This is a genomic window from Halorientalis brevis (assembly GCF_023077655.1).
Genome location: NZ_JALLGV010000001.1, coordinates 801,742 through 822,278, shown reverse-complemented (window position 1 = coordinate 822,278; position 20,537 = coordinate 801,742). Strand labels below are relative to the sequence as shown.

Genomic DNA, 20,537 nt, shown 5'->3' with positions numbered 1-20,537 from the left:
CCAATCGTGACACGACGTCTCACGTTCGGCAGAAAACCCATTGTCTCGGAACGCGTACACTCAGGCGATGTCTTCTGACCGCGTCATCGAAATCCTCGAAAAGGCGTACATCGACGAGATGGAGACCGTGATGAACTACCAGACGAACGCGATCGTGCTCGACGGCGTGCGCGCCGAAGAGATCAAGGAGAGTCTGCAGCAGGACATTCAGGAAGAGTTGAATCACGCCAATCAGCTCGGACAGCGACTCAAGCAACTCGACGCTCGGCCGCCCGGTTCCGCGGAGTTCTCGTCCCGGCAGGACTCGCTCCAGCCGCCCGAGGACTCGACGGACGTCATCTCGGTGATTCGGGGCGTCCTCGACGCCGAAGAGGACGCCATCGAGACGTACCGCAACCTCGTCGACGCCGCGGAGGACGCGAACGATCCCGTGACCGAGGACCTCGCCGTCACCATCCTCGCGGACGAAGAGGCACACCGAACCGAGTTCCGCGGGTTCGAGAAGGAATACCAGAACGAGTAACTGGCCCCACACGACAGTCGTCGTCACACGACTCGATCCGGGCCGACCACATAGTATTTCATAGTTGTGTGCCTAGCATACAATATGGTCGGCAAACTCGCGTTGCTCGACGCATCTCTCGGTGACACGCCGGCGGAGCGGAACTTCCGGCGGGAGTTCGACGTAGAACTAGACGTGTTCAAGGTGAGCGAGGGGGCGTTTCCGGACGTTTCGGCCGCCGGTGGCTACAGGGATTTTCCGTACGACGGCGCTGTCATCTCGGGCTCGCAGACCTCCGTCTACTGGGACGAGCCGTGGATCGACGACGTCGAAGGCTGGGTGCAGGACGCCGTCGACTGTGGCGTGCCAGTCCTGGGCGTCTGCTGGGGGCACCAGCTTCTGGCTGCCGCACTCGGCGGAACAGTGTCGGCCATGGACGACTACGAACTCGGCTACCGGACGGTTCGCCAGTGTGCCGACTCCGACCTGTTCGCGGGAATCAGTGAGGAGTTCGTCGCGTTCGAGACCCACTCGGACGTGGTGTCCGAGCTCCCGCCCGGGGCGACCAGACTCGCCGAGAACGACTGTTGCGTCCAGGCGTTCCGCGTTAGGAACGCCGTCGGCGTCCAGTTCCACCCCGAGTACGACAGAGACACCGCCCGCTGGGTGACTGAGAACAAACGCGGGGAGGTCGACGACGAGCGCGTCGACGCCGTGCTCTCGGCCGCGACTGCGTCCCGCCACGCCGAGACGGCACAGGTCACCCGCCTCTTCGAGAACTTCCAGCGGTTCGCCCGTGACCGCGCGTCCCTGTCGCCAGAGCACCAGTAGTCCGACCTGTTCAGTCCTGCTCGCGGCCTGCGTCGTCCTCCTCGACGCCTGCGTTGCGCTCGAACAGCAGGCCCGTGATTCCGGCGGCGATCATGCCGACGCCGGCCGCCCGGACGCTTCTGACGTACCAGTCCTTCGGTTCGAGGGCACCGACGTTCTCGACGCCCGCTCCCCACAGTTTGAATTTCACGTCGATGCTCCGTTCGGGCGCAATCGCGGCCAGCAGACCCTGCACGACGAGCCACCCGTAGCCGACGCGGCGAAGTCGATCAGTGAGCACGGCTGCCATACGACGTGGACGAGTATCAAACACGGGGCGTGGCTGTTCGACGACGCCCATTCTTTTCGATGGGGGTGAGAACGGTTGAATCCGTGGGGAGACGGGGGGATTCGGGGAACGCTCCTGGCCGTCGAAGAGAGTGGGACTGCCGCGGGAGCGCCTCCAGTACGAACCAGACGAGTCACGGGGGAATGATTTTCTCTGCTATGTATGGGCTTTTAAGTAACCGATGCGGCAGATCCGCTCACTGTTGCGAGGCGGTCGCCGTCGGCGGGTCTGACCGTACCGTCCGTGTCGGGTCGTTAGTCTTTAGCCGGCGGGTCGCAAACTCCGGGTAATGACTGCACAGGCTGCCGAAACGGGGGATCTCGTCGCCGTCATCGGACTGGAGGTACACGTCCAGCTCGAGACGGCGACGAAGATCTTCTGTGGCTGTTCGACCGAGCAGGCAGCGGAGCCGAACACCCACACCTGCCCGGTCTGTCTCGGGCTGCCCGGCGCGCTCCCGGTGCTCAACGAGGGCGCCGTCGAGGCCGCCGTCAAGGTCGGGAAAGCCATCGACGCCGAGATCCCCGAAGAGACGACGTTCCACCGGAAGAACTACTACTACCCGGACCTGCCGAAGAACTTCCAGATCACCCAGTACGACGCGCCCATCTGCCAGGACGGGACCCTGGAGTTCGCCGTCGCGGGCGATCGTCGACAGGTGACGATCCGTCGCGCGCACCTCGAAGAGGACCCGGGGAGCATCCGCCACGTCCGCGAGGGGACCGAGGACATCGAGACGCGGACCTGCTCCATCGAGCGCGCCGACTACACGCTCGTCGACTACAACCGCGCCGGCACGCCGCTGATGGAGATCGTCACGGAACCGGACTTCCGCGACCCCAGCGAGGTGCGCGCGTTCCTCGAAAAGCTCGAAGAGGTGCTGGAGTACCTGGGCATCTTCGACCCGACGCGCGACGGGTCGCTCCGGATCGACGCCAACCTCTCGATGGTGCCCGCCGAGGAGGTCGCCGACGACGGCTCCATCGACGATGCGGTCCTCGAAGACGCTAACCGCACGGAGGTCAAGAACATCTCCAGCCACAAGGGCGCCGAGAAGGCGCTGGCCTTCGAGAAGTCCCGCCAGAAGAAGCTCATCGAGTCCGGTCGCGCCGTCGAGCAGGAGACCCGCCACTTCAACGAGACGCACGGCAACACGGTCTCGATGCGCTCGAAAGAGGAGGAGAAGGACTACCGCTACTTCCGCGAGGCGGACCTGCCGGCGCTGCAGGTGTCGGACTGGAAGGAGACGATCCCCATCCCGGAACTCCCGGACGCCCGCCGCGAGCGCTTCCGCGAGGAGTACGGCCTGAGCGAGGAGGCGGCCTCGAAGCTCACCTCCACGAAGCAGGTCGCGGACTTCTTCGAGGACGTCGCGGGCGAGTACGACCCGGACCTGGCGGCCACGTGGGTCGCGGACAACCTCCTCGGCGAGCTGAACTACCGCGACATGGAGATCACGGCGATCGCGGACCGCCTCGACGAGGTCATGCGCCTGGTCGAACTCGTCGCCACCGACGAGATCACCGCGAAGAACGCCCGCGAGACGGTCCTGCGCTCGATGCTCGACGACGGCGCTGACCCCGATACCATCGTCGACCAGGAGGGACTGGGTAAGACCGACGAGGACGAGGTGGCGGCGGCCGTCACCGAAGCGATCGAGGAGAACCCCGACGCCGTCGAGGACTACTACGACGGCGAGGGCGGGGCGATCAACTTCCTCGTCGGCCAGGTGATGCAGAAGACCGGCGGGAGTGCAGATCCCGGCGACGTCAATCAATTGCTGCGAGCGGAACTGGACGACTAACTCGCGCGCGGGATGCGAGACACGACCGGGACGTGTCTCGGCAAACGAGGACGGCGTCAGCCGTGAGCGACGACAGGAACGAGCGGCTTTTTCGCCCACGTTTTTGCACGAGCGGTTCGCGAGGAACGTGAGCGAACCCGAGTGGAAAAAGGTGGTCGTGGACCAGCTGTTGCGAGCGGAACTGGACGAGTAGCCACTGTCGCGGGTCGCTTCTGAGAATCGGTTTCGGTCTGTTCGATGAGCGAATTTTATACTCTCAACTGTTGATAGCTCCTGGCAATGGGGGCAGACGGTCGCGTCTCTCGGGGGGCGATAGTCAGGACGCTGGTGAGCCTGCTCGCGGTCGCGGCCTACGTCGGGACCGGCTACGTCACCTATCGCGCGTACTCGATCCTCCAGGACGCGCCGCCGTTGACGACGGACCCCCTGGAGCTACTCAATTTGCCGACGGAAGCGATCGTCGGACCGGCCTTTCTCGTGGCTGCTGTCCTGGCCGGTCATTTCGCGAGCGGCCTCCTCTGTCTCGCGGTGAGCGTCGGCGGGCGGACCTCGTTGCCGCTCGTCCCGCGTCCGTCCTTCTCGGCTGCGGAGCGCAGTAATCTTCGCTTCGCCGGCGGCGTGTTCGCGGGGATTTCCCTCCTCGCCGGCGGGTTCGCGGCCGCGCCGCTCGTCGTCAGTCTCGAACTCGCCGGGTTACTCGGAGTGGTCGGCGTGGTCGTCCTCCTCGTGTTGTACGTGCTCGGGGCCGGTTACGTCGTGTCGGTGCTCGTCCCGCCGCTGTCCTCGATGGGGGTCTTCGCTGCAGCGCTGAGTGCCCTGCCGGGGGTACTCGTCGTGGACTTCGCCGTCCGCTGGCTCCTCACTGCGCCGGTCCTGCAGACGACGGCGGTGGCACTGGTCGTCGATCTGGTCGTCCTCGTGGTCGCACTCGTGGCGCTCTCGGCGACGCAGCCCGCGATCAGGGAGGCCACGCGCGAGTGGATCGTGTTTCTGGTGGCAGTGTACCTGGTCGTCGCGAGTTGGTCGCTGGCGGGCGTCTTCGCCCCCGCGCTCCCGACGCTCTTTGCGATACTGGCGGTCGTCGCGCTCGTGCCGCTGCTGGTGGCCGTTCGGGGGTACGCTGGGTAGTCGAGCGCGCCCGCGGGGGCGCCCTGCGCGGGCGCGCATCCGCGCAGTACGGCGGTTTTCGCCGGCGAAACCTTTAGAAACTGGGTCCGCCTACGAACTGGCAATGACCACCCGCGTACCGGGAGGTGGGCCGCCGTGGAGTTGATCATCACCGAGAAGGACAACGCCGCGCGGCGCATCGCCGAGATTCTGAGCGAAGGGAGCGCCGAGGCCGAGCGACGCAACGGCGTCAACGTCTATCGCTGGGGCGACAAGCGCGTCGTCGGGCTCTCCGGCCACGTCGTCGGCGTCGACTTTCCCCCCGAGTACAACGACTGGCGCGACGTCCAGCCCGTCGAACTCATCGACGCGGACATCACGAAATCGCCCACGAAGGAAAACATCGTCCAGACGCTGCGTGAACTCTCGCGCCGGGCCGACGAGGCGGTCATCGCGACCGACTACGACCGCGAGGGCGAACTCATCGGGAAGGAGGCCTACGAGATCATCGACGACGAGACGGACGTCCCGATCAAGCGCGTCCGTTTCTCCTCGATCACCGAACGCGAGGTTCGCGACGCGTTCGCCAATCCCGACGATCTGGACTTCGACCTCGCCGCCGCGGGGGAGGCCCGGCAAGTCATCGACCTCATCTGGGGCGCGGCGCTGACGCGCTTCCTCTCGCTGTCTGCGCGTCAGCTCGGTGACGACTTCATCTCCGTCGGGCGCGTCCAGTCGCCGACGCTGAAGCTCATCGTCGACCGCGAGCGCGAGATCGAAGCGTTCGATCCCGAGGACTACTGGGAGCTGTTCGCCGACCTCCTGAAGGACGGGGACGGCTTCGAAGCCCAGTACTTCTACGACGACGACGGTAGCGAGGCCGAGCGCGTCTGGGACGAGGAGGCTGCCAACGAGGCGTTCGAGCGGCTGCAGGAAGCGTCCGCCGCGACGGTCACGCAGGTCCGTCGCCGGACGCGCACTGACAACCCGCCGGACCCGTTCAACACGACGGCCTTCATCAGCGCCGCCGGCTCGCTGGGGTATTCGGCCCAGCGCGCGATGTCCATCGCCGAGGAGCTGTACACCGCCGGCTACATGACCTATCCGCGGACGGACAACACGGTGTACCCCGACGATCTCGATCCCGAGGAACTCCTGGACGCGTTCACCGGGACGACGTTCGACGAGGAGGCGGCGTCCCTGCTCGAACAGGACGATATCGAACCCACGGAGGGCGACGACGAGACGACCGACCACCCGCCGATCCATCCGACGGGCGAACTCCCGAACCGGAGCGAACTCGACGAGGACGAGTGGGAGATCTTCGAACTCGTCGTTCGGCGCTTCTTCGCGACCGTCGCGGAGCCAGCGACCTGGGAACACCTGCGCGTCGTCGCAGAGGCCAACGACTGCCAGCTGAAGGCAAACGGCAAGCGTCTGGTCGAACCCGGGTACCACGACGTGTATCCCTACTCCAGCGCCAGCGAGAACCACGTCCCCGACGTCGAGGAGGGCGAGGACCTAGTCATCGACGACGTCGAACTCGAAGCCAAGCAGACCCAGCCGCCGCGGCGCTACGGCCAGTCGCGACTCATCGAGAAGATGGAGTCGCTGGGCCTGGGGACGAAGGCGACGCGTCACAACACTATCGAGAAACTGTACGACCGAGGCTACATCGAGCAGGATCCGCCGCGGCCGACGACGCTCGCGAAAGCCGTCGTCGAGGCCGCCGAAGAGTTCGCGGACCTCATCGTCAGCGAGGAGATGACGGCCGAACTGGAGGAAGACATGGCCGCGATCGCCAGCGGCGAGGCGACGCTTGACGACGTGACCGACGAGTCCCGTGAGATGTTAGAGAAGGTGTTCGACGCGCTCCACGAGTCGCGCGAGGAAGTGGGCGACCACCTCCAGGAGTCACTGAAGGCCGACCGGACGCTCGGTCCGTGTCCGGAGTGCGGCGAAGACCTGCTCATCAGGAAGAGCCGGCACGGCTCGCACTTCGTGGGCTGTGACGGCTTCCCCGATTGCCGGTACACGCTGCCGCTGCCGAGCAAGGGCGAACCGACGGTCATCGACGAGAAATGCGAGGAGCACGACCTCAAACACGTCAAACTGCTCGCCGGGCGGGACACGTTCACCCACGGCTGCCCGCAGTGCCGGGCCGACGAGGCAGACGAGAGCGAGGACGAGGTCATCGGTGACTGCCCGGAGTGCGGCGAGGAGGATGGCGGCGAACTCGCCATCAAGCAACTCCGCAGCGGGTCGCGCCTCGTCGGCTGCACGCGCTATCCGGACTGCGAGTACTCGCTGCCGCTGCCGCGCCGGGGCGACATCGAGATCGAAGACGAGCGGTGTGCGGAACACGACCTGCCGGAACTGACGGTGCACAACGGCGACGAGCCGTGGGAACTGGGCTGTCCGATCTGCAACTACGAGGAGTACCAGGCGCGCCAGTCGGTGGACGACCTCGTGGACCTCGACGGACTGGGCGAACGGACCGCAGAGAAACTGGCCGACGTGGAAGTCGAGACGCTGCAGGACCTCCAGCGGGTCGACGCCGACGAGGTAGCGACTGACGTCCAGGGCGTCAGCGCAGACCAGATCCGCGAGTGGCAGGCCCAACTCGGCGCGGAAGCGGCGGACTGAGGGGCAGTGTCGTTTCCGAAGTGTTTTCACTGTCGGTAGGAATCACCGCGTATGAGCGGCCCCTGGACGGAGTGGGACCACCTGTTGAAGGTGGACCCGGACAAGACCCTGGTCGACGGCGAGACCTTCGAGGACGTCTGTCAGACCGGGACCGACGCGATCGCCGTCGGTGGGACGACCGGTATGACCGAGGAGAAAATGGCCACCGTCGTCGAGGCCTGCGGCAAGTACGACGTCGATCTCTACATCGAGCCGAGCCACTCGAACGCCGTGGTGCACGACGACTCGCTCGACGGCTATCTCATTCCGATCGTGTTCAACGCCGGCGACATCTCCTGGGTGACCGGCGCACACAAGGAGTGGGCGCGACTCGACGACGACATCGACTGGGCGCGGACCTTCACCGAAGGCTACATCGTCCTCAACCCGGACTCGTCGGTGGCGGAGTACACGCAGGCCGACTGCGACCTGGACGCCGAAGAGGTCGCGGCCTACGCCGAGGTCGCCGAGCAGATGTTCGGGCAGGACATCGTCTACATCGAGTACTCCGGGATGCTCGGCGACCCCGAGAAGGTCGCTGCGGCACAGAACGAACTCGACGACGCGACGCTGTTCTACGGCGGCGGCATCCACGACTACGATTCGGCCCACCAGATGGCCCAGGACGCCGACGTGGTGGTCGTCGGCGACCTCGTCCACGACGAGGGCGTCGACGCCGTTCGCAGGACGGTCGAGGGCGCGAAAGACGCCTAGAACGCGACGCGCTCGAACAGCCGACCGATCAGACCGGACTGGTTCTCACGTTTGGGGCGGACGATCACGGTTGGTGACTCGACGGCGTCGAGCAGTCGCTCTCGGCGGCGGGCGGTCGTCGGCGAGCCGCTCGTTTGAACGACGACCAGGTCGGCACTGTCGGCGCACGACGCCAGGTCGGCCGGACTCTGGCTCTCGACGACGCGCGAATCCACGGGTCCGTCACACAGCTCACACAACTTCTCGTGATACGTCCGAACCGCGGTTCGTTGTTCGTCCGTCGCATCTGCAGGGATCCCCTGAATCAGTGCGAGGCTGGCACCCGTCGCGCTCGCGAGCGCGTCGGCGAGTTCGACCTTGACCGGTTCGAAAGGCCCCTCGTCGGTGACGAGTGCGACCTCGCCGTCGGCGGTCACGTCGTCGGCGTCTACGAGCAGGACGTCACAGGGCGTGTGCTGGAGCATCCAGTCGGTGTCGCTGCCAAACAGCCGGGACCAGAGACCGCGCGAGGCCTCGCCGACCACGAGCAGGTCCGCGTCGTGGTGGTCGGCGAAGTTGACGACCGCGTGTCGGGGGTCGTGGCTGACGATCTCGCCGTATTCGACGGGGACCGATGTCGCCGCGGCGACGGATTCCATGCGGTTCTCGAACGCCTCGTCGCTGGGCGATTGCATGTCCGTCACGGAAGCCAGCGGTAACTGCTGGGGAACCTCATCGAACCGGACGACCGTGACGCTCCCGTCTCGTTGCGCAGCGACGTCAGTCGCGAGTCCCGTGAGTGCTGCTTCCTGTTTCCGGCAGGTCTCCTCGGTGACGGCGACGAGGACGTCGTACTCCGGACTCGCCTCGAACGTCGAGCGGGTCCGTTCGACGGCGCGCTTGCCGATCCGCCGGCGCAGTGCGTCGCGAGCGACGCCTTCCCGGCGCACGCGCGGTCGCACGTACCCGAGGTACCAGAGCGTGCTGCCGCCGATGATGAAGACTGCGCCAACCACGGGCAGCCAGCCCATCTGCGTGAGCAAGACGACTCCGCCGACGATGCCGAACGCCTGCGTCCAGGGGTACAGCGGGTCGGTGAAGTCTGGGTCGTATCCGTCGACACCGCTTTCCCGGAATGCGACCAGCGCGACGTTGACCAGGATGAACACCAGAATCTGGAATGCACTGCCGAGCTTGGCGATCTCCATGATCGGGACGCCGACGATGAGCAGGATCGTGACGATACCGGTCAGCGTGATCGCGACTGTCGGCGTGTCGAACCGGTCGCTGACGTGCGCGAGCCGCGGCGGGGCGAGCTCGTCGCGGCTCATCGCGAAGGGATACCGCGACGAGGACAGGATGCCCGCGTTCGCCGTGCTGACGAGCGCCAGCACCGCCGCGACGACGACCGCGATGACGCCCGGTTCGGCGAGCGTGAGTTGTGCTACGTCGGCGATCGGCGTCGCAGACCCCGCGAGGTCCAGCGACGGCGTGACGCCGACCAGGACGAACACGACCAGCACGTAGAGCAGCGTGGTGAACGCCAGCGACCCGAGCATTCCCAGCGGGATGTTCCGGCTGGGGTTTTCGATCTCCTCGGCGACGCTGGCGACCTTGGTCACGCCGGCGTAGGAGACGAACACGAACCCCGCAGCAGCCAGGAGGCCGCCGGTTCCATTGGCGTAGAACCCGTCGAAGCCCGCGCTCTCGACGGTCCCCACCGACCCGGCGAGGAACCACCCCATCGCAGCGAGCATGATCGCCACGATGGCGACCTGCATCCGCCCGGTCTGTTTCGCACCGAACAGATTGATGGCGACGAGGGCGCTGGCGAGGCCGACGGCGACGGGCAACACGGGTAGATCGAGCAGCAAGACGATGTACGGCGCGCCACCGACCAGGGCGAGCGCCCCTTTGAACGTCAGCGAGAACCAGGTTCCGACGCCCGCGATCGTCCCGAGGAGCGGCCCCATACTGCGTTCGATGTAGACGTACGTGCCGCCCGCTTCCGGCATGGCTGTCGCCATCTCGGCTTTGCTCAGTGCGGCAGGCAGCACGATCAGTGCGGCCAGGAAGTACGCGAGGACGACGGCTGGGCCCGCTAATTTCAGCGCCAGAGCCGGGAGGATGAAGATGCCGCTGCCGACCATGGCGCCGACGCTGATCGCGAACACCGATGCAAGTCCGAGGTCGCGTTCGAGTTCTTTTGGCATATGTGAGAGAAAGCGGGAGCCGCCTCGTCAGGCATCGACCGCCGAGAGCGCGAGTTCTTCGCGCACGATCCCGGCGAGCCACGACTGCGTATCGAGAAGTCGAATTCCGGTACCTTCGAAGGCATCTACGTGTGCCGGTTCGGTGACGGTGGCGAACACGTCCTCGACGTTACAACAGACGCGGAGCAACTGTGCAGTCAGCAGTGTCGATCGGTTGGAATCGAAGACCACGACTGCTGCGTCGGCGTGTTCGGTCACGGGACAGAGGCTACCGGCATCGGTCTCGTCGACGCAACCGGCGTCGAGGCCGGCGTTCGTCGCTTGCCGAACTAACTGCTGGTCACTGCTGGCGTATCGGACCGTTGTGGTTTCGTCGAGGTGGACCGCGAGTGCTTTGGCTGCCCTCCTACCGACGACCACGACGGTCGGGCTGTCTCCCGAACAACCGAGGGACGGACGGCCTTTTTTTACGAGCGTCATTGGTTGGTCCTGTACGATACACCCGCCGCTATCGGACGGGCCTCACGTCCGGTGGCAGGGGTTTTCGTCCGCTACGTGATCGCTAGTCGATGCTGATTCCGCATAAAACAACCGGTTATTTTGTTGGAACCGCAGAATTTCTACATTTCTCGCGTGATCCGACGTTCGTTTTCGACAGCGTCTCGTCACTCGTTCGGGGCGAATCCCTCGTAGGGATGGACGTACTCGTTCCGGATGAGGTCCTCGTCGAGGACGTCGAGGCCGAGCGCGTCGAGTTCGCGACCGATGCGACTGAGATCGTCGCCGTCGCGGCCGACCACTTCGACGTGAACGTTCTCACTCCCAGTCATCACCTCCCGGACCGCGACGACGCCCTCGATGTCGAGCGCCGCTCTGGACAACTCCTCTCTGTCGGGAATCTCGGCGTTGCAGATGATGAGCGTGTGTAACTGGAACCCGGTCCGTTCGTAATCGACGTCGAGATAGTAGCCGTTGATGACGCCCGCGTCCTCCAACCGATTGATGCGGTTGCGAACGGTGCTGGCGGCGACGTCCATCTCTTCGGCGATGGTGCTCGCCGAGGTGTTGCGGGCGTCGTGCTGCAGTCGGTAGATGATGTGCCGGTCGAGCTCGTCCAGTTCGATGGTGTCGTCGCGGTCGCTCATAGCGGGCCAACTGCGTACCCATTAAAAAGTGTACCGTCGCGACCGGCCGGTCCCCGTTGCTGTGCCCGGGGTCGGCACTGATCGCCCGGGCGCAGACGCCGGTTCGTCCAGGGCTGCTGACACCGATGGCAAACGACTGTGCTTAAGTCCCGGGCATCAATACCTGGCTCCATGGACGACCGCACCTACACAGCGGATGCCGAGCCAGGTGACCACGTCACGGTCGCCGGCTGGGTCCACGAGATTCGCGACCTCGGGGGGATCGCTTTCATCATCATTCGAGACACGACCGGCAAGATCCAGGTCAAGTTCGAGAAAGACGAGATGGACGACGACCTCGTCGACACAGGATTAAGCGTCCACCGCGAGAGCGTGGTCGCCGTCACCGGCGAAGTCGACGAAGAAGAGCGCGCTCCGACGGGCGTCGAGATCGTCCCCGAGTCGATCGACGTCGTCGCCGAGGCCGACCCGGAACTGCCGCTCGACCCCTCCGGAAAGGTCGACGCAGAACTCCCGACGCGCCTGGACAACCGGACGCTCGACCTCCGCAAGGACGAGGTCAAGGCCATCTTCGAGATCCGCGCCGAGGCGCTGCGCGCAGTCCGCGAGAAGTTCCGCGAACTCGGCAGCACCGAGATCAACACGCCGAAGATCGTCGCCACGGGGACCGAGGGCGGAACGGAGCTGTTCCCGATCACGTACTTCGGTCAGGAAGCGTTCATGAACCAGAGCCCGCAGCTGTTCAAGCAGCTGATGGTCGGCTCCGGCCTGGAGCGCGTCTTCGAGATCGGCCCGATCTTCCGCGCCGAGGAACACAACACGCCGCGCCACCTCAACGAGGCGACCTCCATCGACTTCGAGTCGGCCTTCTACGACCACACCGAGGCGATGGACGCCTGCGAGGCCGTCGTGAAAGCCGCCTACGAGGGCGTCGCCGAGAACTGCCAGGAGCAGCTCGAAGCCCTGGACCTGCAGGACGAGTTCGAGCCGCCGGAGGGCGACTTCCCGCGCATCAGCTACGAGGACGCCATCGAGCGCATCAACGCGACGGGCGAACTCGACGAGCCGCTCGTGTTCGGCGACGACCTCTCGACGGAGGCCGAACACGCGCTCGGCCAGGACGTCGGCGAGCACTACTTCATCACCGACTGGCCCAGCGAGATCAAGCCGTTCTACATCAAGGACCACGACGACGACGAGGAGATCTCGACGGGCTTCGACATGATGCACCCGTCGATGGAACTGGTCTCGGGCGGCCAGCGTGAACACCGCTACGACCGCCTGGTCGAAGGCTTCGAACAGCAGGGCCTCGACCCCGAGGCGTTCGAGTACTACACGAAGATGTTCAAGTACGGCATGCCGCCCCACGCCGGCTGGGGCCTCGGTGGCGAGCGCCTCATCATGACGATGCTCGGGCTGGGCAACATCCGTGAAGCCGTTCTGTTCCCGCGGGATCGCCAACGTCTGAGTCCCTGACGAAGACGTTGGGAGCTAACGAGACGAGCGAAGCGAGTCTCGTCAGACCGGCAGCGTCTGAGCCCATAGGGCGACCGTCGGACAGGAAGGCCGATCGCACGATTACGAAGAGGATTTTCTTTCGCCGGACCGAGACTGAGAGTATGGCGTCCAGCGGTGAGAACTTAGTCGGTCGCGCCGACGGCCTGTTCGCGCAACTCGCCGGTGAGGTGGAGGCCGTGGCTGTCGATGCGACGGACGATGCGCTTTGCCTGACTGGTCGTGAGGTACTTATCGTCCGTGGCGGCCCGGACGACGACGCCGAAGGTCCCGGTCACGGTCGCGCCGAACCCCTCCGCGACGGTCCGGAGCCGGCGATCGTCCGACACCAGTCCAGCCGCTGGCTCCGCGTCAGGCTCGTCGCGTCCCTCGTCGGTCGCTTCGAGGATGCCCTCGACGACGCGCACGTCGCTCGTGGGCGCTTCGGCGCCGAGCACGCTCATCGCCTGGTCGGTCCACTCCGTCTCGACCGTCTCGGTGACGGCCGGCTTCTCGTCGAGGAACCGGTCTAAGTTCGTGCGCGAGGGGTCCGTCGTCACCTCCGCGCGGACGGCGTCCGGGACGACGACTGTGCCTTCGAAGGCATCCAGGAGTTCGAGCTCACCGACCTGCCCCAGGCCTACGAGTGCCGTCGCGTCGACGTAGATGCGCGTCATAGCTCCTGGGCGTTGTCGGCGTCGCGCCGGAGGTCGGCGGCGCTCAGTTGCGTGGTGAGGTTGCGTTCTCGGGCCACGTCCAGCCACTCGGCCACCGAGAGGCCGGCGAGTCGGGCGGCCTCGTTGACGGCGACGTCGCCCTGCTGGTAGCGGCCGACGGCTTCCCGAATCCGTAACTCCTGCAGTCCCTCCTCCAGCGCCTTCCTGATCGTCGTGCTCCGGTCGTCTTCGAGCAGGTCGGCGACCGTCTCCAGTTCCTCGAGTTCCGCCTCGGAGAGGCGCGCGCTGATGGTCGGCATGTTTGCAGGATATTAAGCCGCATACATTGAACGTGTCGGCTGTTTCGAGACGCGTCGCGGATCGCCGAACCGGGAGCGAGGCGTTTTTTGCACTCGCTGTTCCAGCGTACCTATGGTCGAGCGACCGGGCTGGGCGTCACTGGAGGCGGAGGAGACGATCCAGTGGACCGGCCGACCAGTCGTCTACCCCGCGCTCTCGACGGTCGCGAAAGCGCTCGCCGTGGCTGCGATCGGACTCGGCGTCTGGCTCGCCGGCGAAGGGTACGTCGCGGTCGGGCCGTCGATGCCGGCGAGTGCTCCTGCGACGCTCATTGGATCCCTCCTCGCGGGGATCGGCGTGATGGGTGCCGTCACACCGCTGCTCGGCTGGGCCGGCGTCGGGTACCTGGTGACTGACGAGGCGGTGTACCGGAAACGCGGCCTCCTCTTCGGCTCTGTCGAGTCCTGTAACACCGACCGCGTCCGAAGCGTGACGGTAGCTCAGCCGATGCCCGGTGATCTGTTCTCGTACGGACGCGTGCACCTGGCGTCGCCGGACGGCGAGTTCGTCTTGCGGCACGTCTCCGACCCGGCGGACGTCGCGGCGACGATCTCGGCGCAGTGCGACGGCGCGTCACCACCGACGAACTGACCCATCCTGTGGTCGCGGAACGTTCCACAACTGCTCGTCACTGTGCTGCGTCGAGCCCAGTTCGGAGCGTCTCGAGCATGGCGTTCCAGGCCTGCTCGTCGGCGCTAGCGTAGCCGGCCGGCGTTCCGCCCATGTCGAGTCCGAGCGAGCGGCCCGGGAACCGCATCGGTCGGGTGGCTCGCTCGCTCGTGGGATGGAAGGGCACCTTGACGTCGTGGCCGGCGCCCGGTAACTGGAGGTGGGTGTAGTCGTGGGGATACTCGTGGGCGTCCAGCCTGGCCATCGCCCGCGTGGCGAGTCGGTCGGCCGGCCAGACCCGGTCGTCGTCGCCGGTGACCAGCAGGATCGGCCCGCCGGTCTCCTCGATCGGGATCGTCGCGGCCGCGAGTCGGGCCGCCGGTGCCGCGTCGAGTCCGCGCTCGAACAGCGGCCGCACGGAGAGCGGCCGACCGCGGAGCCAGCGGAGTGCCGCCCGCGTTCTGAACCCCGGCGGCTGCTCCAGCGGAACGTATGGGTGCCCCTCACCGTTCACGGTCCAGGCACTGCCGGGATCACCGGTCAGCGCGTTCCCCTGGAACACGACGGTACTGGGGACGTAGGCGACGACCGTCTGGACGGGGTCACGTCGCGCGCCCGTCAGCAGCGCGAGTTCGCCGCCGCGTGACCAGCCGACGACGCCCAGCGGCAGGTCCCGCACGCGCTCGTCGGCGACCAGCCAGTCGACGGCGCGGTCGACGTACTCCAGCGGGAGACCCAATAGGTTTCGCGGGCGACTCGACACGCCGAAGTACGCCAGCGCGAGGACGGCGAACCCACGCGAGGCCAGCAGCGACGCCGCCCGCCGCGAGGGGAAGCCGCCGCTCGATCCGCCGAGCAGGAGAACGCCCGGATGCGGGCCGTCGCCCGGCGGCTGGTACAATTCGGCGACGAGTTCCGGATCGGCGACGGACTCGCTGGTGACGCCGTCAGCGGCGAACCGACGCTCGACCGTGGCCGTTGCGACGACGGTGCCTTCGAGGGCAGCGGTGATGGAGACGTTCCCGTCGGTCTTCGTCCGGTTCGCGGCGGTCGGCCGGTCGCCGGTGCGGCGTGCGGCCCAGACCAGCCCCATCGCGTCGGCCCGGTCGTAGGTCCCGTCGAGCGGCGTCTGTTCGTCCAGGTCGGTGCGCCCCTCGTCGTCGGTCCTGACGACGGCGCGGGACTCCCAGACGGCGCCGTCGAGCGGCATCCGCGCCCGAACGGTCACGCGACGGTTCGGGGGGAATCCCGCCAGTCGAACGGTGAATCGCTCGTCGACGAGCGGCGTGGTAGGGTCGACGACGAGACGGGACGGCCGAGCCATTACCCGAGGTGTCACGCGCGACGTAGAAAAGTGCTGGCGGACGTGGCTCGCAGCGTTCGGCTGCGACGTTGATCGCCCGCGCCTGTCGGCGGGACAACAACCATTTATCCGACAGGCGATAGAGTGCACGATATGACTGAAGTGGCGGCGTTCGTTCCGGGTCACGTAACTGGCTTTTTCACGATCCACCGGGACGACGATCCGACGAAGACCGGGTCGCGCGGCGGTGGACTGGCGCTCTCCGACGGTGTGACGGTCACCGTCCGCCCCGCCGAGGAGACGTCCGTTCGCCTCAACGACGTGCCGATCGAGATGGACGCCGTCGAGACCGTCCTCTCGACGCTCCAGGCGACCGCCCGCGTCGACGCCGAGACGCCGCTGCCCGTCGGCTCCGGGTTCGGCGTCTCGGGCGGCATGGCGCTCGGGACTGCGCTGGCAGCCAACCAGGCGTTCGACCGCCGCCTCTCGGAGAACGAACTGCTTACCATCGCTCACGGCGCGGAGGTCCAGGCCGACACCGGACTCGGCGACGTGGTCGCACAGGCCCGCGGCGGCGTCCCGATCAGGCTCGAACCCGGCGGCCCACAGGACAACCTGCTCGACGGCATCCCCGCCCGCCCGCGCATCGAGTATCACACGCTCGGTGAACTCTCGACCGAGGACGTCATCTCCGGTGACACGGACCTCCTCACGCAGGCCGGCAAGCGGAGCCTCTCGCGAGTCGTCAAGGAGCCGACGATGGACTCGTTCATGCGCGCCTCCCGGCAGTTCGCTCGCGAGGCCGAGCTGTTGACCCCCGAAATCAGGGACGTCATCCTCGACGTAACCGAAGCCGACGGCCAGGCCTCGATGGCGATGCTGGGCAAGACCGTGTTCGCGCTCGGCACGGGTCTGTCCGACGCCGGCTACGACCCCGTGGTCTGTGAAATCGACGCGGCCGGTGCGCGCCTCGACAGGTAAGCAACCTCTCATATCGCTTAACGTTCACCACGTTTAACATGCGAAGGTAGCCTATCGACGGACAGTGATACTATGGCAACCGGGTCTCAACCGGACAGCATCTTCTACGGGGTTTACGACAAGTACGTGGGGGAAGCGCGCACGAAACCCGAGGTCTACGGCTACTGGATACTCGTTCTCGGACTGCTCGCGGTGGTCGGCGGGGTCGGCCTCTTCCTGACCGGACGCGCGGTCGACGTCGGCGTCTCGGCGGCCGCGCTCCGCAAATGGGCAATCGGGCTCGGTGCGAGCGGTGGCGTGGGGCTGTTGCTGGGTTCGGTCCTGCAGTTACCGCTCAGGCGACAGGCAATCACCGTTGCCGTGGCGGGGGCTGTCTGTTCGCTCGTCGCGACGCTCGTGTTCGTCCAGATCTATCCGGAAGCGTGGGCGTTCGGGACGACGACCGAGAGCGTCGCCGTGGTCGTCGCCTACGTCGGTGGCCTGGGCGTCGTCGCGCTCGTCGCAGCCCTCGTTCCGGTCGTCACCGGGCGCCGAAGCCTGCTGCTGGCCGAGGAGCCGATCGAGACCCTGGCCTGGACCGCCGAGGACGACACCGACCCGAACGTCTCGGCAGTCCTGCACGGGGAGGAGACGCGTGACGGCGTGTTCGCCGTGTTTCGGGGTGAGACCGGCTGGCGCTGGTGGTTCGTCGAACAGACCGCTGTCGCGGACGGGCAGTGTCAGTTCGAGACGCCGCGGGCCGCCGAGACGGCCCTCGAAGACGTCAGGGCCACCGTCCAGACGGCGGGATTGCTCGAAGTCACACACGCTGCTATTCGCCTCTACACGGACGGCGACGCCGTCCGGTGGTCCCTGGTCGACGACGACGGCGTCGTCCTGGCCGAGAGCGCCGACGCCACCGACGGCGAACGCGCCGAGGAGGCGGTCAACCTGCTGAAAGAGCACGGCCCGGGTGCGGCGTTACTCGACGCCGACGACGGAGCCTTCGAGGTGTACGGGAACGGCTCGGCCTGGCAGTGGCGGTTAGTCGACGAGACCCGCGGCGTGCTCGGCACCGGCGCCACCGAGTACGAGGACCGGGCGACGGCCGAGTCGGCGGTCGTCGCCGTTCGCGAGGCGATCCAGTCGGCCCCGGTGATGGACGTCGAGCAGGTCGGGTTCGAACGCGTCGAGCGCGAGGACGGCTGGACGTGGCGGCTGCTCGACGCGGCCGACACGACCGTCGCGGAGGCGACCGGCAGCTATCAGAGCCGGGCGTCGGTGACGGACGCGATCAGTCGGGTCGTCGAAGGCGCCATCGACGTGCCGTTCGTCACCGCCACGGCCCCGGGCTACGAGATCGTCCAGACCGAGAACGGGGGCTGGACCTGGCGGCTGGTCGACGACACAGACGAGGTCGTCGCTCGCAGCGAGCAGGCCGTTCCCTCCGAGGAGAGCGGCCGCTCCGTGGTGAGCCGGGTGAAAGACATCGTCGCGGACCCGACGGTGGCGGTCCTCGACGACGCCGAGTACGAACTGTTCCAGGAGGGAGACGGCTGGGCCTGGCGGCTGGTCACCGAGGACCGACGGGCGCTGGCTCGCAGCCCGCCGAGCGACCACTTCGAGACGCCGGAGGCCGCGAGCGCGGCCGTCGACCGCGTCAGCGAGGAGATCGAACGGGCCGAACGCGTGACGTTCGACAGTTCCGCCTTCCACCTCTACGAGGCCGACGGGGGCGCCTGGAACTGGCGATTAGTCGACGCCGACGGGCGGGTCGTCTCCGACAGCGGCCAGCAACACGCCTCCCGGGAGGACGCCGCGTCTGCGATGAACACGATGAAAGAGCACGCGCCGGAGGCGGACATGGTAGAGATCGACAGTCCGGTCCTGGAGTGTTACGAGGCCGCGTCGGAGTGGCACTGGCGACTCGTCGACGCGACGGGCGACACGCTGGCGACGAGTCCGGGTCGTCACGACAGCAACGAGGCGGTCCACGAGGTCGTGGACGCGCTGGCACTGCTCGCGCCGGACGCGCCGGTCCGGACGATGGACGCCGGCCTGTTCCACGTGTACGTCAGCGACACGGAGCCACGCCGGTGGCGCTGGCAACTCGTCCACCCGGACGGCACCGTCGTCGCGCGGAGCGTCGAGGGGTACCCGAGCCAGGAGGCGGCCACCGACGCCGCCGACGCCGTCGCCGAGTACGCGGCCGACGCGACCGTCCACACGATCGCCGACCTGGCGATCCGGTTCGACACGACGGCGAGCGAGTCCGAGGGCGCTGCCGCTCCCCCGGACGAGCGCTGGTACTGGGACCTCATCGACAGCGACCGCGAGCGACTGGCGGTCGGCACCGAGCAGTTTCCGTCGCGAGACGCCGTCGCTGCGACCGCGCGCCTGGTCCGCGACCACGCCAGCGCCGCGAGCGTGTTCGAGATCGACCCCGCGGCGTTCCGGCTGGACGGCGTCGACGACGAGGACGGCAACTGGCGCTGGCGACTGATCGACGCCGACCGGACGACGCTGGCCGTCGGTGACCGGACGCACGACACCCGCGAGAGCGCCAGGGCGGAACTCGACCGCGTCCGCGACCTCGCCAGCGGGGCGGGCTTGCTCGGGTTCGACCTGGCCGGGTTCGAGTTCGTCCAGCGCGAGGGCGGCTGGGAGTGGCAGTTCGTCGATACTGCCGGGACCGTCCTCGGCGTCAGCGGCCCGTCGTTCGATACCCGACCAGCGGCAGAGCGAGCCCTGGCCGAGGTCCGTGACCGCCTGACCGACGCGAGCGTCATCGAAATCGAGTCGCCCGCGTTCGAACTCCACGCCGAGGACGGGGACTGGCGCTGGCGCCTCGTCGACACGGACGGGTCGACCATCGCCGAGAGCATGCGCCAGTATCCGACGCGTCGAGAGGTCCGTGACGCGCTCGACAGCCTCCGTGAGTACGGACCCGACGCCGCGACCGAACTCGCGCCGTAAGGCGTGCCGGCGGCTGGCCCCGTTGTCCGCCCGGCGACAGCGGGATTTTTCAGGGCGCACCGTTCTGTCCCTATATGGACGACATCGAGATTCCGGAGAGTCACCCGCGCTACGAGTCGCTCCTGACTCGTCACCGGATCGAGGCGGGCGTCGAGAAGGGCATCACGTCCCAGCAGGGGCTCATCGCCCAGGGCCGGGGCGAGGCGTACGACTACCTTCTCGGCGAGGAGACGATCGACACCGCCGACGAAGCCGCTCGGGCCGCGGCCGCACACCTTCTGCTGGCCGACCACGCGGTGCTGTCGGTCAACGGCAACGCCGCCGCGCTCGTGCCGGGCGAACTCGTCGAGTTGGCGGAAGCCACTGGGGCAGACGTCGAGGTCAACCTGTTCAACCGCACGGAAGAGCGGATGGAAGCCATCGCCGAGCACCTCCGCGAGCACGGCGCCGAGGACGTCCTGGGGCTGGAAGCCGACGGCCGCATTCCGGGCCTGGACCACGAGCGCGCGAAAGTCGACGCCGACGGCATCGGCGACGCCGACGTGGTCCTCGTCCCGCTGGAGGACGGCGACCGGGCGGAGGCGCTCGCGGCGATGGGCAAAACCGAGCTGGTGATCGACCTGAACCCGCTGTCGCGGTCGGCGCAAACGGCGACGGTCCCGATCGTCGACAACATCATCCGCGCGGTGCCGACGATCACGGCCCACGCACGCGAGTTGCAGGACGCCTCGCGCGACGAACTGGAGGGGATCACCGACTCGTTCGACAGGGAGGCAGCGCTCGCCGCGGCCGAAGACGCAATCAGGGGCGGTCGACTCGACTGAGACGAATTTCTGTCGTCTACACCGAGGTGAATTTTCCCTCGAAAGAA

Annotated in this window: 18 protein-coding genes; 11 read left to right on the top strand and 7 right to left on the bottom strand. The window is 67.0% G+C overall.

What is annotated here, in order from left to right; genetic code table 11:
• The first annotated feature begins 67 nt into the window (after positions 1 to 67).
• Positions 68 to 523: a ferritin-like domain-containing protein gene (locus tag MU553_RS04225; protein WP_247375971.1), complete on the top strand. Its 456-nt coding sequence runs from the start codon at positions 68 to 70 to the stop codon at positions 521 to 523.
• A gap of 84 nt (positions 524 to 607) precedes the next feature.
• A complete protein-coding gene (locus MU553_RS04220; protein WP_247375970.1) occupies positions 608 to 1,333 on the top strand; it encodes a type 1 glutamine amidotransferase in 726 nt (241 codons plus the stop codon).
• Between the two features lie 10 nt (positions 1,334 to 1,343).
• On the opposite strand, the gene MU553_RS04215 is transcribed toward MU553_RS04220, so the two are convergent.
• On the bottom strand, positions 1,344 to 1,622 hold the full coding sequence (locus MU553_RS04215) for a DUF6199 family natural product biosynthesis protein (RefSeq protein ID WP_247375968.1): 279 nt from the start codon (positions 1,620 to 1,622) through the stop codon (positions 1,344 to 1,346).
• A gap of 328 nt (positions 1,623 to 1,950) precedes the next feature.
• Between MU553_RS04215 and gatB the strand changes: the two genes are divergently transcribed.
• The 4 genes from gatB to MU553_RS04195 all read left to right on the top strand — a co-directional run bounded on the left by gatB (position 1,951) and on the right by MU553_RS04195 (position 7,971).
• On the top strand, positions 1,951 to 3,465 hold the full coding sequence (gatB, locus tag MU553_RS04210; RefSeq protein WP_247375966.1) for an Asp-tRNA(Asn)/Glu-tRNA(Gln) amidotransferase subunit GatB: 1,515 nt from the start codon (positions 1,951 to 1,953) through the stop codon (positions 3,463 to 3,465).
• Between the two features lie 279 nt (positions 3,466 to 3,744).
• Complete coding sequence (locus MU553_RS04205; RefSeq protein WP_247375963.1) at positions 3,745 to 4,593, top strand: hypothetical protein; 849 nt, start codon at positions 3,745 to 3,747, stop codon at positions 4,591 to 4,593.
• 135 nt (positions 4,594 to 4,728) lie between these two features.
• Positions 4,729 to 7,218, top strand: a complete 2,490-nt coding sequence (locus tag MU553_RS04200) for a DNA topoisomerase I (RefSeq protein WP_247375962.1) — start codon at positions 4,729 to 4,731, stop codon at positions 7,216 to 7,218.
• Between the two features lie 51 nt (positions 7,219 to 7,269).
• The gene (locus tag MU553_RS04195; protein WP_247375960.1) at positions 7,270 to 7,971 is read left to right on the top strand and encodes a phosphoglycerol geranylgeranyltransferase; all 702 of its coding nucleotides are present in this window, start codon (positions 7,270 to 7,272) and stop codon (positions 7,969 to 7,971) included.
• Here the strand turns inward: MU553_RS04195 and MU553_RS04190 are convergent.
• From MU553_RS04190 to MU553_RS04180, 3 genes are all read right to left on the bottom strand, one after another.
• Positions 7,968 to 10,163, bottom strand: coding sequence for a universal stress protein (locus MU553_RS04190; protein ID WP_247375958.1), 2,196 nt, complete (start codon positions 10,161 to 10,163; stop codon positions 7,968 to 7,970). The two genes, MU553_RS04195 and MU553_RS04190, sit on opposite strands and share 4 nt — an antisense overlap.
• Positions 10,164 to 10,190: 27 nt before the next feature.
• A complete protein-coding gene (locus tag MU553_RS04185) occupies positions 10,191 to 10,643 on the bottom strand; it encodes an NAD-binding protein (RefSeq protein ID WP_247375955.1) in 453 nt (150 codons plus the stop codon).
• Between the two features lie 185 nt (positions 10,644 to 10,828).
• On the bottom strand, positions 10,829 to 11,308 hold the full coding sequence (locus tag MU553_RS04180; RefSeq protein ID WP_247375954.1) for an Lrp/AsnC family transcriptional regulator: 480 nt from the start codon (positions 11,306 to 11,308) through the stop codon (positions 10,829 to 10,831).
• 171 nt (positions 11,309 to 11,479) lie between these two features.
• On the opposite strand from MU553_RS04180, the gene aspS reads away from it, so the two are divergent.
• A complete protein-coding gene (gene aspS / locus MU553_RS04175) occupies positions 11,480 to 12,784 on the top strand; it encodes an aspartate--tRNA(Asn) ligase (RefSeq protein ID WP_247375952.1) in 1,305 nt (434 codons plus the stop codon).
• Positions 12,785 to 12,948: 164 nt separating this feature from the next.
• Here aspS and MU553_RS04170 read toward each other — a convergent pair whose 3' ends face one another.
• On the bottom strand, positions 12,949 to 13,479 hold the full coding sequence (locus tag MU553_RS04170) for a PIN domain-containing protein (RefSeq protein ID WP_247375949.1): 531 nt from the start codon (positions 13,477 to 13,479) through the stop codon (positions 12,949 to 12,951).
• The gene (locus MU553_RS04165) at positions 13,476 to 13,778 is read right to left on the bottom strand and encodes a UPF0175 family protein (RefSeq protein ID WP_247375948.1); all 303 of its coding nucleotides are present in this window, start codon (positions 13,776 to 13,778) and stop codon (positions 13,476 to 13,478) included. Before MU553_RS04165 ends, MU553_RS04170 begins: the two co-directional genes overlap by 4 nt.
• A gap of 112 nt (positions 13,779 to 13,890) precedes the next feature.
• On the opposite strand from MU553_RS04165, the gene MU553_RS04160 reads away from it, so the two are divergent.
• A complete protein-coding gene (locus MU553_RS04160) occupies positions 13,891 to 14,409 on the top strand; it encodes a PH domain-containing protein (protein WP_247375946.1) in 519 nt (172 codons plus the stop codon).
• Positions 14,410 to 14,446: 37 nt separating this feature from the next.
• Here the strand turns inward: MU553_RS04160 and MU553_RS04155 are convergent, their stop codons facing one another.
• Positions 14,447 to 15,751, bottom strand: a complete 1,305-nt coding sequence (locus MU553_RS04155; protein ID WP_247375942.1) for an acyl-CoA thioester hydrolase/BAAT C-terminal domain-containing protein — start codon at positions 15,749 to 15,751, stop codon at positions 14,447 to 14,449.
• Between the two features lie 132 nt (positions 15,752 to 15,883).
• On the opposite strand from MU553_RS04155, the gene MU553_RS04150 reads away from it, so the two are divergent.
• The 3 genes from MU553_RS04150 to MU553_RS04140 all read left to right on the top strand — a co-directional run bounded on the left by MU553_RS04150 (position 15,884) and on the right by MU553_RS04140 (position 20,490).
• Entirely contained in the window at positions 15,884 to 16,711 is an 828-nt protein-coding gene (locus MU553_RS04150) for a pantoate kinase (RefSeq protein ID WP_247375940.1), read from the top strand.
• A gap of 72 nt (positions 16,712 to 16,783) precedes the next feature.
• Positions 16,784 to 19,666 (top strand): DUF1508 domain-containing protein, encoded by a 2,883-nt coding sequence (locus tag MU553_RS04145; protein WP_247375937.1) that lies wholly within the window; start codon positions 16,784 to 16,786, stop codon positions 19,664 to 19,666.
• Between the two features lie 74 nt (positions 19,667 to 19,740).
• Positions 19,741 to 20,490 (top strand): 4-phosphopantoate--beta-alanine ligase, encoded by a 750-nt coding sequence (locus MU553_RS04140; protein WP_247375936.1) that lies wholly within the window; start codon positions 19,741 to 19,743, stop codon positions 20,488 to 20,490.
• The last annotated feature ends 47 nt before the right edge of the window (positions 20,491 to 20,537 follow it).

Bases quoted from the DNA above. Each gene is read 5' to 3' on its own strand.
- MU553_RS04180 (WP_247375954.1), bottom strand. From the start codon at position 11,308: ATGAGCGACCGCGACGACACCATCGAACTGGACGAGCTCGACCGGCAC.
- MU553_RS04225 (WP_247375971.1), top strand. From the start codon at position 68: ATGTCTTCTGACCGCGTCATCGAAATCCTCGAAAAGGCGTACATCGAC.
- MU553_RS04160 (WP_247375946.1), top strand. From the start codon at position 13,891: ATGGTCGAGCGACCGGGCTGGGCGTCACTGGAGGCGGAGGAGACGATC.
- MU553_RS04170 (WP_247375949.1), bottom strand. From the start codon at position 13,479: ATGACGCGCATCTACGTCGACGCGACGGCACTCGTAGGCCTGGGGCAG.
- MU553_RS04155 (WP_247375942.1), bottom strand. From the start codon at position 15,751: ATGGCTCGGCCGTCCCGTCTCGTCGTCGACCCTACCACGCCGCTCGTC.
- MU553_RS04165 (WP_247375948.1), bottom strand. From the start codon at position 13,778: ATGCCGACCATCAGCGCGCGCCTCTCCGAGGCGGAACTCGAGGAACTG.
- MU553_RS04190 (WP_247375958.1), bottom strand. From the start codon at position 10,163: ATGCCAAAAGAACTCGAACGCGACCTCGGACTTGCATCGGTGTTCGCG.
- MU553_RS04205 (WP_247375963.1), top strand. From the start codon at position 3,745: ATGGGGGCAGACGGTCGCGTCTCTCGGGGGGCGATAGTCAGGACGCTG.
- MU553_RS04215 (WP_247375968.1), bottom strand. From the start codon at position 1,622: ATGGCAGCCGTGCTCACTGATCGACTTCGCCGCGTCGGCTACGGGTGG.
- MU553_RS04140 (WP_247375936.1), top strand. From the start codon at position 19,741: ATGGACGACATCGAGATTCCGGAGAGTCACCCGCGCTACGAGTCGCTC.
- MU553_RS04150 (WP_247375940.1), top strand. From the start codon at position 15,884: ATGACTGAAGTGGCGGCGTTCGTTCCGGGTCACGTAACTGGCTTTTTC.
- MU553_RS04195 (WP_247375960.1), top strand. From the start codon at position 7,270: ATGAGCGGCCCCTGGACGGAGTGGGACCACCTGTTGAAGGTGGACCCG.
- MU553_RS04220 (WP_247375970.1), top strand. From the start codon at position 608: ATGGTCGGCAAACTCGCGTTGCTCGACGCATCTCTCGGTGACACGCCG.
- aspS (WP_247375952.1), top strand. From the start codon at position 11,480: ATGGACGACCGCACCTACACAGCGGATGCCGAGCCAGGTGACCACGTC.
- gatB (WP_247375966.1), top strand. From the start codon at position 1,951: ATGACTGCACAGGCTGCCGAAACGGGGGATCTCGTCGCCGTCATCGGA.
- MU553_RS04185 (WP_247375955.1), bottom strand. From the start codon at position 10,643: ATGACGCTCGTAAAAAAAGGCCGTCCGTCCCTCGGTTGTTCGGGAGAC.
- MU553_RS04145 (WP_247375937.1), top strand. From the start codon at position 16,784: ATGGCAACCGGGTCTCAACCGGACAGCATCTTCTACGGGGTTTACGAC.